We start from the raw sequence: 11,867 nt of genomic DNA on the forward strand, positions 1-11,867 counted from the left end.
GAGGCTGTCATGTCCAATATTGCCGGTCGCCGCATCAACCTCGACGCGCTCAGCTTCCGCATCGTCATGACCGGGATCGCGCTGATGGCCCTGGTCCTGCTGGTCGCCCCCACCGTGGTGGTCATCTGGGTATCCTTCACCAGCGGTTATTCCCTGAAATTCCCGCCGCCCGGCTATTCACTGCGCTGGTATGGGGAGTTGTGGAATGCTTGGCAGCTCCAGTTCGCCATGATGAACAGCCTGAAGGTGGCCGCCTGGGCGACCGGCCTGTCGGTCCTGCTCGGCGTCTCCGCCTCGCTGGGCATCGCAAGGTCGCCGACGCTGACCGCCAAGGTTCTTGACAGCCTGTTCCTGTCGCCGCTGGTGCTACCGGCGCTGGCCTTCGGCCTGTCGTCGCTGATGTTCTTTTCGATGATCGGTGTGCCTGTGTCACCGCTGACGCTCATCATCGGCCACACGGTCGTCTCCGTGCCATTCGTGGTGCGCAACACGGTGGCGTCGCTGGCCCAGATGAACCCGTCGCTGCTGGAGGCATCGTCCAGCCTGGGTGCGGGGCGCTGGTACGGCTTCCGCCGCGTCACCCTGCCGCTGATCCGACCCGGCATCATGGCCGGCGGATTCATCGCCTTCATGGCGTCCTTCGACAACGTCCCGGTCTCGCTGTTCCTGCGCGACGCCGCCACCGACATGCTGCCGATCCGCATGTGGCAGGATCTGGAAGGCCGGCTGGACGTCACCGTCGCAGCGCTGTCCGGCGTGCTGATCGTCGCCACCATCGCGCTGATGCTGGTGATGGAACGTGTCGCCGGTCTTTCCAAACGGTTGACCTGACCCGTGTCATACACCCAAAAAGAGAGAAACCCCGTAGGGCGTGAACTTGAAGGGCAGATGGAGATGGCGGTCGAGGTCGGTGACGACGAAGCGGAACGGAACGATATCGAGGAACCGGGCCTGCTCCTCGGCATAGCCGGCCGCGCGCAGCCAGTTGCCGACATGGAACAGCACCTCGTGCGGGCCCTCCGCGATGCCCTCGCCGCGCACGGTTGGATGGTCGAGCTGTCCGTTGACGCCGAGGTCGCCCGTGGCCAGCAGCCGACGTTCGGGGGTCAGTGCGTAAAGCTCCACCCTCATGCCATGGGCCGCGATGCCACGCGCCACGTCCACGCCATGGATCGAAACTCCGCCTGCCATGCTGCCTCCGTCTTCGGTTCGCCGCGATGGTAGCCGAGACGGCAACCGCGACGCCAGTTCCACGGCTTCCCCCGCTCTTTCCGGCGCTGGCCGGCATGACCGGCCTGCAGGCGCTGGTCGCGCTTGCCCTGTTCGCACCGGGGGTACTGGCGCCCCGATTGGGGATCGATCCGGCGGGGCTGGGCCTGTTCACCACAACCGGCTTCGTGGTCGGGATGGCGGCGTCACTGTACGGGGGCGTGCTGGCCGGGCGTCTCGGGCCTTTCCGGGTCGCCAGCCTCTGTGCGGCGGCGGTCGCTGCCGCCATGCTGTGCGCGATGATGGGCGGAAGCGCCGCAGGGCTGCTGGCAGCAGGAATCGCCATCGGCCTTGCCTGCGGACCTGAAACACCGGCCAGTGCCGCGATCCTCGGCCGGCTGGTTCGGGAAGCCGACCGGCCGATGGTCTTTTCCGTCCGCCAGACAGGCAACCAGATCGGCGCCATCGCTGGATCGCTTGCTCTGCCGCTTCTGGCCGTCGCCCTGGATCCCCGCGCCGGCTATGCGGTCATCGCCATGCTGGCGCTGGCCTGCATTCCGGTCTTCGAGCGGCTGCGGCCTGTCTATGATCCGTTGACCCGCAATGCCGCCGCTGGTTTCGGCCTGGGTACGGCGATTCAACTGCTGCGCGGAGACCCGGCGCTACGACGGATGGCGCTGGCAGCCTTCCCCTATTCCGCCAGCCAACTGACGCTGAACGGCTTTTTCGTGGTCTTCGCGGTGGAGGAACTGGGGCTGGAGCATGTGTCCGCCGGGGTGTCGCTGGCTGCCGGGCAAGCCGGCGGACTGGTGGGACGGCTCGGCTGGGGTGTAGTGGCATCGCACTGGATGGCGCCACGCCGGCTGGTCGGCCTTCTGGGGCTGGGCATGGCCGTAGCATCGATCCTGGTGGGATGGGCCGGAGCCTCCCTGCCCTTCCCGGTGCTGGCAATGGCGACCTTCCTGTTCGGACTGACCGCGAGCGGCTGGAACGGCGTGTTCGTGGCCGAGGTCGCAAGGCTGGCGCCCGCCGGCCGCATCGGCGAGGCGACCGGCGCCGTCATGGTGGGCGGCTTTGCCGGGCTGATCGCCGGACCGATCCTGCTGGTCGCCGCCGCCGCGGTCAGCGACCTCGCCACCGGCTATATCGCCGTGGGTCTGCTGGCGGCGCTGGCCGGCCTCAGCCTTCTCGGAGACAAGCGATGACCAATCCTCCGCGCGCGCGCGCCATTGCCGAAGCCGTGCGCACCGGCCGCAGCAGCGCCCGCGCCGAAACAGAAGCGGCGCTGGCCCGCATCGCCACCGGCAACCCGGCGCTGAACGCCTTCGTCTCCGTCGATGAGGCCGAAGCGCTGGCCGAGGCGGATGCCATCGACCGCCGGCTGGCCGCCGGAGAAAAGCCGTTGCTGGCCGGTGTCCCGGTCGCGGTCAAGGACACCATCTGGGTCGCTGGCCGCCGCGTCACCCAAGGGTCACGCCTGTTCGCGGACTTCCGTGCTCCGGCTGACGCCATCGCGGTGGAGCGGTTGCGCACTGCCGGCGCCGTCATCGTCGGGATGGCCAACAGCTCCGAATTCGCCTGCAAGGGCGTCACCACCAACCCACTGTTCGGACCAACGCACCACCCGCAGGATCAGACCCTGACCCCCGGTGGGTCGAGCGGCGGGCCTGCCGTGGCGGTTGCCGGCGGGCTGGTGCCGCTGGCGCTCGGCACCGATGCCGGCGGGTCGAGCCGCCGCCCGCCCGCCCATGTTGGTGCGGTCGGGTTCAAGCCGTCCTTCGGCGCCATCCCCTACGGCCCCGGCTTCGCCGAACCCTTCACCGGCATCGCCGTGATGGCTCCGATCGCCGCCGACGTCGCCGACGCGGCGCTGATGTTCGAGGCGCTTTGCGGTCCCGATCCGCGCGATCCCGAGTCCATCGCCGTCGCCCCTGCGGACACCCGACCGCCCGAATGCCTGACCGTCGCCTACAGCCCCCGCTTCGGCCTGGATGCACCGGTCGACGAGGATGTGCGGCAGGCGGTCGAAAGCGCGGTGGACGCACTGGAACGGGCGGGCGGGCGCATCGTCCGGCGCGATTTGTCCTGGCCGGCCGGGGTGACGGAAACGGCGCTGATGCCTTTGCAGCATGCCGGGCTGGCCGCCCTCTACGGCGACGCCTTCCGTCGCGACCCGACGCTGTTGGATCCCGACATCGCCGTGCAGATCGAACGCGGCCTGACCCTGACGGGGGCGGAGGTCGCGGCGGCGCAGTTGCTGGGGGTGGAGGTCGCACGCGCACTCGCCGCCTTCTTCACCGACGCGGACCTGCTGATTGGCCCGACGACGCCCTGCGTTGCCTGGCCGCTGGACCGGTTGGGTCCGGAGACCATCGGAGGGCAGGCGGTGCCGCCGCGGGCCCATGCCGTCTTCACCCCGCTGTTCAATCACGCCAGGGTTCCGGCGATCAGCCTGCCCTGCGGCATCGGCCGTGACGGGCTTCCCGTCGGGATGCAGGTCGTCGCCCCACGCGGGCGGGACCGCCGGGTGCTGCGCTTCGCCGCCCATATTGAAATGGTGCTCGCCGCCGGCGGGCAAGGACACCCCGGATGAGCATGGACAACGACGTTCCCAGAGACGCCTCCGAAACCGAAGCCGCCCCCCGGCGCCGCCGCACGGTGCCTCCGCCGCCGCTGGCGGAGATGGCGGTGGAACGCCTGCGTGCCATGATCATCTATGGCGAACTGCCGCCGTCGGCCCGCCTGATCGAGCCGGAGCTGAGCGAGAAGCTCGGCATTTCCCGCACGCCCCTGCGCGAGGCGCTGAAGCTGCTTGCGGCCGACGGGCTGGTGATGCTGCGTCCCAACCGCAACGCCATCGTCGCCCCGCTCGACGCCGGCGAGCTGATCCACCTGTTCGAGGCCGAAGGCTGCATCGAGAGCTTCGCGGCAAGGCTGGCCGCCGAACGGATGACCGCCGCCGACCTGCGCCGGCTGCGCGGTTTCCAGGAAAAGATCGAAGCGTTGCAAGGGGCCGGCGCGCTGGAGGAATATTTCTCCATCAACCAGAAGATCCACCGGCTGATCGTATCGAGCGCCAAGAACCCGGCCTTGGTGGATGCGCATGACCGGCTGCTCGGCCGGCTGGCGCGGGCCCGCTATTTCGCGCTGGGCGCTCAGGGGCGATGGAAGGAGTCGGTGCTGGAGCACCGCGAGATCCTGGCCGCCATGGAGGCCCGCGACGGCGAGACCGCGCAGCGGCTGTTCATGCACCATGTCGGCCGCACCGGCGAGGTGGTGGCCGCAGCCTGCGCCTCCCACAGGAATTCCCTCTCCCCGCCGGGGAGAGGGGGAAGCCTCAAAACGCCAACACCGGCGCTGGAGCGCTCTTAGGACGGGCGGGGGCCGGCAGGCCGCAGGGCAGGAACTGGCCGCGGCCGGGCTGAGCCAGAAGCGCGCCGTCGCGGCACACCACCGACCCGCGGGAGATCGTCGCCACCGGCCAGCCGGTGACCTCCATCCCCTCATAGGGGGTGTAGTCCACATTGTGGTGCAGCATAGCGTTGGCGATGGTTACCCGCCGGGTCGGGTCCCACAGGGCGATGTCGGCATCGGCCCCGACCGCGATGGTGCCCTTGCGCGGATGCAGCCCATACATGCGGGCCGGGTTGGTGGCGGTGAGCTCCACGAACCTGGTCAGTTCCATCCGCCCGGTCATCACGCCGGCGGAGAACAGCAGCGGCAGGCGCGTCTCCACCCCCGGAATGCCGTTTGGCACGCAGCGGAAGGGTGCTTTCTCGCCATGGACCTTCTTGCCGCCCGGACCATCGAAATGGAACGGTGCATGATCGGATGAGAAGACCTGGAAGGTGCCGCCGGTCAGCCCGTCCCAGATCACGGCCTGATTGGCGGCATCGCGCGGCGGCGGCGAACAGATGCACTTCGCCCCCTCGAACCCCTCCCCGCCCAGATCGTCGGCTGTGAGGAACAGATATTGCGGACAGGTCTCGGCATAGATCCGCAGGCCGCGTCCCTGTGCCCAGCGGATCTGCTCCACCGCATCAGCGCCGGAGACATGGACGATCAGGATCGGCACGTCGACCAGTTCGGCCAGCGAGATGGCGCGGTGAGTGGCCTCGCGCTCCGCCACCCGCGGGCGGGAGACGCCATGGAAGAAGGGAGCGGTCTGCCCGGCGCGCTCAAGCTTTTCGGTCAGCCAGGCGATGCAGTCGGCGTTCTCCGCATGCATCATCACCATGGCGCCCTCGCTGCGGGCGATGTCCAGAACCTCCAGGATCTGGCGGTCGTTCAGCTTCAGCGCATCATAGGTCATGTAGATCTTGAAGGACGTGTAACCCTCGCGGATCAGCGCCGGCAACTCCTGCCCCAGAACCTGTTCGGTCGGATCGGTGACGATCAGGTGGAAGGCGTAGTCGATGACCGGCTTGCCGGCCGCGCGCCGGTGATAGTCGTCCACCGCCTCGCGCAGCGACCGGCCCTTCTCCTGGCAGGCGAAGGGAAGCACCGTGGTGGTGCCGCCGAATGCGGCGGAGCGGGTGCCGGTGAGGAAATCATCGGCCATCACCGACCCGTCGCCGGTCGGCTGGTCGAAATGGACGTGTCCATCGACGCCGCCCGGCAGGACCAGCAGCCCGGCGGCGTCGATCTCCTCGGCTCCGGGGGCCAGGCCGGCGCCCAGCGCCGCGACCGTCCCGCCGCGCACACCGACATCGGCCTTGAACACGTCCGACGCGGTGGCAATGGTGCCGTTGCGGATGACCAGATCGAACTCCATGCACCCCTCCCCTCTTCCCTGGTGGCCGTCAGCCGTGCAGTTCCCGGAACAGGCTGCCCCAGCCCTCGACACGGCGGGTGTCGACGCCGGTCATGCGCAGCGCCTTCCACACCGCGGTGGACACGGTGTCGTAGACGGGGATGCCCAGCGCCTTTTCCACCCGCTCGGCCACCGGAGCGCCGCGCATGTTGGTGCAGATGATGGCGATGGCCTCCGGCTTTGCCTCCGCCACTTCGGCGCACATGCGCTCGATCCGCTCCTCGGTGATCTCGGAGAAGGAGAAGTTGCCGCGGTCGTTCAGATGGCGCTCCGCCACGACTTCAAAGCCGGCGGCATTGTAGTTGGCGACCATCCGTTCCTGGATTTCGTCGAGATAGGGGCTGACGATGGCGAAGCGCTTACGCCCCGTCGTCTCCAGAATCTCGTTCAGCGCCAGCATGGAGGTGCAGGCCGGGATGCCGGTCTCCGCCGCGATGGTGCGGCACAGCCTCTCGTCGGCATCGAAGCCGAGCCAGCCGGCCGAGGTGCCGTTCCAACCGATCACGTTCAATTTCGCGTCGGCCAGCAGGCGGGCAGCGTCGAGGAAGGGCGCATCGGTGAACTGGTCGAGCGCCGCGGCGCGCAGCGAGATCTCCTTGACGGTGAAGCGGCCGAAATGGGCCGACACCTCCGGCAGCCCGCTCAGCATGGCGGAGGTCACCGGTTCCAGAACCGTGTTGGACGACGGGGTCAGCATCCCCAGAAGGACGCGCTTGGTCAGGTCGGGCGTGCTCATGTTCGGTCCTTGTCGCTTCAGGCGTTTTCTTGTTTTCAGGGATTCAGGCGCGCGCCCACAGCGCGCGGGCGGCCTCGTCGGCCTCGATGCAGATACGCTCCAGGTCGGCACGCAGCAGGCGGCCGTCTTCCACCAGCATCTCACCGTCGACCATCACCATTTCGACGTCACGGCCCTGGCCGGTGTGGACCAGGGTGCCGAGCGGGTTGATCTGCGGGCGCAGATGCGGCCGGCGGCTGTCGAACAGCACCAGATCGGCGCTTTTGCCGACAGCCAGCGTGCCGATGCTGTCCGCCATTCCGACGGCCTCGGCCCCGCCCAGCGTCGCCATGCGGAAGACGTCGGCCGGCTGCCAGTCGGCGGTGACGCCGCCCTGGCCGATGCGGGCGGTGGCGAGCGCCCAGCGCATTGTCTCCACCATGTCGCCATGCTGGGTGTCGGTGCACAGCGCCAGATTGACCCCCGCCGCTTTCAGGGCCGGGGTCGGTGCGAGCCTGCCGGATGCGGCGTTGCATTTGGGCACATGCACCGCATGGGCGCCGGCATGGGCCAACCGGGTGATATCTTCGTCATCGACATAGAGGCAATGGGTGGCGAGAAGCCGGTCGTTCAGCAGCCCGACCTCCTCCAGCAGGGCCGCGGGCGACAGGCCGGTCGAGGCGCGGACGCGCTCCACCTCCACCCGGCTTTGCGCCAGATGGGTGTTGACGCGCATCCCGCGGGCCGACGCCTCAGCGGCGAGTGTCCGCAGGAAGCCGGGCGAACAGGTGTCCGGCGCATGGGCGGCCATCTGCACCTCGATGCGCCCATCCTGGGCCCCGTGCCAGCGGTCGTGCAGGTCGAGCGTCCGTCGCAGCAGATCCTCGCCGATCCCGGCATCGAAGCGCCATTCCCCCTGCGGCACGCGGGCGAAATCCACGTCATGCACCCGCCAGCCGGCATGGACCCGCAGCCCCAATTCCGCGATGGCGTCAAGCGTCGCCTCGGCATGGACGAAATGGTCGCAGACCAGGGTGGAACCTGACAGCAACGCCTCGGCCACGCCGAGCCGGGCCAGCGCCCGCGCCTCCTCCGGCGTGGCGTCGGTACCCTTGGGAACGCCGGGGGTGTAGGACGGGGCAAAACCCAGGTCGGCGGCGACGCCGCGCACCATCACCAGCACCGCATGGAGGTGAGCGTTGACGAAGCCCGGCGTTACCAGCCGGCCGGGACGGTGCAGCGTGCGCTCCGCCGCCGGCAGTCCGGCGGAGACCGGAGCCAGATGGGCGATCCGGCCGTCGCGGATTCCGATGGCGGCGTCCTCGATGATGCCCAGCATCGGGTCGCCGGTGATGGCGGTGACGCCGGTCAGCAGCAGGTCGAGCGGGAGCCGGGTCGGGGGCGCGGCCGGGGTCATGCCGTCGCACCCTGCCGGCTGACCGCCAAGGAGTCCGGACGTGCCTCCTTGCGCTGCTGCATCCCCTCCTCGCGGATCAGGTTCAGGATGTGGCGCTTGTGGTCGTTGAACTGCCGGCTGGTGATGTCGCGCGGGCGCGGCAGGTCGAGGTCGATCAGTTCGCGCACCCGTCCCGGCCGGCTGGTCAGAACGGCGACCTGGGTGCCCAGCACCAGCGCCTCGTCCACGCTGTGGGTGACGAAGACGATGGTGCAGCGCTGCTTCTGCCAGATGGTGACCAACTCTTCCTGCATGTCCATCTTGGTCTGGGCATCCAGCGCCGCGAACGGCTCGTCCATCAGGATGACCTGCGGGTTCAGCAGCAGGGCGCGGGCGATGCCGACACGCTGGCTCATGCCGCCCGACAGTTCGGCCGGGAAATGGTTCTCGAAGCCGTGCAGGCCCACCATGTCGATGTATTCCTGCGCCGCGGCCCGGCGGTCGGCCTTCCGCCAGCCTTTCAGCCGCAGATGGAAGGCGACGTTCTCCCACACCGGTAGCCAGGGCATCAGGTTGGCCTGCTGGAAGACCATGCCGCGGTCGGCGCCCGGCCCGTCCACCGGCTTGCCGCCGACCGTCACGCTGCCGCCGGTCGGCTTCTCGAAGCCGGCGATCATGTTGAGCAGCGTTGACTTGCCGCAGCCCGACGAGCCCAGCAGGCAAAGGAACTGGTTCGGTTCTACCGAAAGGCTGACATCGTCGATCGCCAGCAGATCGCGCTTGCGCTTGGCGTCACGGAAAATCTTGGTGATGTTCTTCAGCTCGATGGAGGCCATGGCGTCAGCCCTCCCGGCTTTGCAGGGTGGATCCGTGCTGCCAGTGCAGCGCCACGGACATCAGGAGCTTGATCAGGCCGTCGGTCGCGTAGCCGAGCAGGCCGATGCTGGCCATGGAAGCGAGAACGAGGTCGTAGCGCAGGAAGTAATAGCTGTCCCACAACACGTACCCCAGCCCGCTCTTGACCGCGACCATCTCCGCCGTGACCGTGAGCATCCAGGCGGCACCAATGCCGATACGCAGCCCGGCGAAGATGCTGGGCAGGGCCGCCGGGAACACCACATGGCGCAGAAGCTGCTGTTCGGTGGCGCCCATCATGGAGGCGGCGCGGATCAGGTTCCGGTCGGCCGTCTTCACCCCGTGGATAGTGTTCATCAGGATGGGGAAGAAGGCACCGAGGAAGACCAGGAAGATGGCCGGCTTGTTGGCGATGCCGAACCAGATGATCGCCAGCGGAATCCATGACACCGGCGGAACCGGGCGCAGCATCTGGATGGTCGGCTCCACCGTCCGTTCGACCCAGCGCCACCAGCCGATGGCGATGCCCAGCAGGATGCCGCTGGCCGCCGCGATGCCATAGCCGGCGGCGACCCGCAAGGCGCTGGACAGCGCGTCGGCCAGCCAGCGCCCGCTGTTGGCCTGTGCGGTCTCGTCGAAGCCGAACACCCAGTCGCCCCACGCATGCAGAACCACCGTCGGCGGCGGCAGCAGCGCCGCGGGCAGAAGGCCGGAGCGCGACACGGCTTCCCACGCCCCCAGGATGAAGAGGGGAACGACAGCACGTTCCCAGGATTTCCATATCGCCGTCATGAGCCGGTCTCCTGTCCCATTAAACATCTGGCCGGATGCAGCCTGTTGCGGATCAGAATCCCAGCTCGGTCTTCGGCTTGTTCGTGACGGTCTCCAGGAACTTATAGTCGAGGTTCTTTTCGGCGGCGGCGGAGACGTCGTGGCTGATGTATTTCAAGTCGCGCATCATCGCGGCGATGGCCAGCGTGCTGTCCTTGTGCATGGCATAGTCGGGCGAGGCGTTCTTCAGCGCTTCCGCGGCGACCGTCTTGTCCATTCCGGTGTACTTGTTGATGGTGTCGACCCAGGCGCCCTTGTCCGCCTTCAGCTTGTCGACCAGAGCCACGACGGACGCGACGGTCGCCTCGACCGCCTTGGGATGCTCCTTGATCACGTCGGACCGGGTGACGATCAGGTTGGTCAGGTTGCCGGCGGCCTGATCGTAGGGAAGCGTGAAGTGCCGGCCCACCCCGCTGCCGCGGATCTGCGAGGCGAAGGGCTCGACCGTACAGATCACGTCGACCTCGCCGCGCTGGAGGGCGGCGGCATGGTCGGACGGGTTCGGGATGTTGACGAACTGCACGTCCTTGTTGACGTCGATGCCGTTCTTCAGGAAGGCGCCGCGCATGTGGATGTCCTGGGCGTTCCCGCGCGACGCAGCGACGCGCAGCGGCTCTCCCTTCGCCTTGCGATCGGCAATCAGCGCCTTCAGCCCGGCCCAGTCGTCCGCTTTCAGCTCGATCCCCTTGGCGGTCAGAATCTCCGAGCCGCCATTCACCTGACCGGAGATGGCCACCACGTCGAACCCTTTGTCGAGAGCGGTGATGTAGTGGAGGTAGGTGACCTGCGCCACATCGATGCTCTTGGACACCAACGCCGTCAGCACGTCGTTGCCGGAATTGAAGTTGATGGCCTCGATCTTGACGCCCGTCGCCAAGTCAGGCGTCAGCGCCATCGGCAGGCAGTGGGCGCATTTGGCGAATCCCAGCTTCACCGCTTCCGTGTCGGCGGCTTGGGCGGTCACGGCAGCCGCGGACAGGGCGAGGACCACGCTGGTGACGGCGCCAAACGTGAAGGATCGAAGCGACATGGGCAAGATTCCCTGATGCGGTTGCGATGATCAGTCAGTCGCAAGCCGCGTGCCAAATTGTATACAATATGGTGATTTGTAATTTATCTCATTATATCAATGATATATGCTAATCCGTGATGAACATGCGTCAGCGTCCGCTCTTGCCTTGTTTTTAAGCGCATGGCATCATTCGCGCATCGCTGCACAATTCTTCAGCACAATGGGCATCGCCGGATCGACCATGAACACCGTGAAGACCGCCAATGCCTCCGCCGGGCCGATCCGCCGTGAAACACTGCATCACGGCGCCGTCGCGGAACTGCGCGCGATGATCCTTTCCGGCGAATTGCGTCCGGGGAGCCACGTACCGGAGGTCCAGCTGTGCGAACAGCTCGGGGTATCCCGCACGCCCTTGCGGGAAGCGCTGCGCGTCCTGGCGGCGGAGGGGCTGGTGGAACTTCGCCCGCACCGCGGCGCCGTGGTGACGCTCATCGATCCAATGGAAATCGCCGCCGTCTTCGAAGTGATGAAGGCGCTGGAAGCGCTTGCAGGCGGACTTGCCTGCCAGAGGGGCACGGTGGAGGAGTTCGCCGAACTTGACCGGCTCCATGCCCTGCTTCACGCCCAGTTCGAGGCCGGCGACCGGCTGGCTTATTTCATGACCAATCGTCAGATACACGCCCGGATCGTCACAATGACGCGCAACCCATCCCTGGAAGTCACCTATGCTGGCTTCGCCTCAAAGATCCTCCGCGCCCGGTCACTGGCCAATTATGATGCCAACCGCTGGCGCGACTCCCTGAGCGAACATGAGAGCTTCATGGTGGCGCTCCGGCGGCGCGATGTAGCGGCGGCCGGCAGTCTCCTGGCAGACCACTGCGGCCACACCGCGGATGCCGTCCTCGCTGCGCTCAATGTCAACAGAATCGAACGCTGATCCTCTGCAAGGTCCGGCGTGGTGCAGGGATCGGCGTGTTGCAGCGAGGTGAGCTGAGAAAGGGATTGCCCCAGCCCCGTTGGTAATCAGACGAGACGG

12 protein-coding genes are annotated in these 11,867 nt (G+C 67.5%); 5 read left to right on the top strand and 7 right to left on the bottom strand.

All coding sequences use genetic code 11. From position 1 onward, the window contains the following. Window positions 1-9: 9 nt before the first annotated feature. Complete coding sequence (locus tag TSO5_RS13705) at window positions 10-831, top strand: ABC transporter permease (protein WP_109152113.1); 822 nt, start codon at window positions 10-12, stop codon at window positions 829-831. 6 nt (window positions 832-837) lie between these two features. On the opposite strand, the gene TSO5_RS13710 is transcribed toward TSO5_RS13705, so the two are convergent. Next, complete coding sequence (locus tag TSO5_RS13710; protein ID WP_109152114.1) at window positions 838-1,191, bottom strand: hydroxyisourate hydrolase; 354 nt, start codon at window positions 1,189-1,191, stop codon at window positions 838-840. 26 nt (window positions 1,192-1,217) lie between these two features. On the opposite strand from TSO5_RS13710, the gene TSO5_RS13715 reads away from it, so the two are divergent. Genes TSO5_RS13715 through TSO5_RS13725 form a run of 3 tightly spaced genes read left to right on the top strand, consistent with a single transcriptional unit; the run spans window position 1,218 to window position 4,581 of the window. After that, window positions 1,218-2,414: an MFS transporter gene (locus tag TSO5_RS13715; protein ID WP_109152115.1), complete on the top strand. Its 1,197-nt coding sequence runs from the start codon at window positions 1,218-1,220 to the stop codon at window positions 2,412-2,414. After that, on the top strand, window positions 2,411-3,802 hold the full coding sequence (locus TSO5_RS13720; RefSeq protein ID WP_109152116.1) for an amidase: 1,392 nt from the start codon (window positions 2,411-2,413) through the stop codon (window positions 3,800-3,802). The genes TSO5_RS13715 and TSO5_RS13720 overlap by 4 nt, the downstream gene beginning before the upstream one ends. Further along, window positions 3,799-4,581, top strand: a complete 783-nt coding sequence (locus tag TSO5_RS13725) for a GntR family transcriptional regulator (protein WP_109152117.1) — start codon at window positions 3,799-3,801, stop codon at window positions 4,579-4,581. The genes TSO5_RS13720 and TSO5_RS13725 overlap by 4 nt, the downstream gene beginning before the upstream one ends. Here the strand turns inward: TSO5_RS13725 and hydA are convergent. The 6 genes from hydA to TSO5_RS13755 are packed head-to-tail and all read right to left on the bottom strand — an operon-like array spanning window position 4,547 to window position 10,849. After that, entirely contained in the window at window positions 4,547-5,983 is a 1,437-nt protein-coding gene (gene hydA, locus TSO5_RS13730) for a dihydropyrimidinase (RefSeq protein ID WP_109152118.1), read from the bottom strand. The two genes, TSO5_RS13725 and hydA, sit on opposite strands and share 35 nt — an antisense overlap. A gap of 28 nt (window positions 5,984-6,011) precedes the next feature. Further along, on the bottom strand, window positions 6,012-6,758 hold the full coding sequence (locus TSO5_RS13735) for an aspartate/glutamate racemase family protein (RefSeq protein WP_247870751.1): 747 nt from the start codon (window positions 6,756-6,758) through the stop codon (window positions 6,012-6,014). A 43-nt stretch (window positions 6,759-6,801) separates the two neighbouring features. Next, window positions 6,802-8,154, bottom strand: coding sequence for an amidohydrolase family protein (locus TSO5_RS13740; RefSeq protein ID WP_109152119.1), 1,353 nt, complete (start codon window positions 8,152-8,154; stop codon window positions 6,802-6,804). Then, the gene (locus TSO5_RS13745) at window positions 8,151-8,969 is read right to left on the bottom strand and encodes an ABC transporter ATP-binding protein (protein ID WP_109152120.1); all 819 of its coding nucleotides are present in this window, start codon (window positions 8,967-8,969) and stop codon (window positions 8,151-8,153) included. Before TSO5_RS13745 ends, TSO5_RS13740 begins: the two co-directional genes overlap by 4 nt. Window positions 8,970-8,973: 4 nt before the next feature. Further along, window positions 8,974-9,780: an ABC transporter permease gene (locus tag TSO5_RS13750; protein WP_109085304.1), complete on the bottom strand. Its 807-nt coding sequence runs from the start codon at window positions 9,778-9,780 to the stop codon at window positions 8,974-8,976. Window positions 9,781-9,832: 52 nt separating this feature from the next. Then, entirely contained in the window at window positions 9,833-10,849 is a 1,017-nt protein-coding gene (locus tag TSO5_RS13755; protein WP_109152121.1) for an ABC transporter substrate-binding protein, read from the bottom strand. A 223-nt stretch (window positions 10,850-11,072) separates the two neighbouring features. Here TSO5_RS13755 and TSO5_RS13760 point away from each other — a divergent pair, with 223 nt between their 5' ends. Then, entirely contained in the window at window positions 11,073-11,768 is a 696-nt protein-coding gene (locus TSO5_RS13760) for a GntR family transcriptional regulator (RefSeq protein WP_109152126.1), read from the top strand. The last annotated feature ends 99 nt before the right edge of the window (window positions 11,769-11,867 follow it).

This window comes from Azospirillum sp. TSO5 (assembly GCF_003116065.1).
In the GTDB taxonomy this organism is placed as follows: Bacteria; Pseudomonadota; Alphaproteobacteria; order Azospirillales; family Azospirillaceae; genus Azospirillum.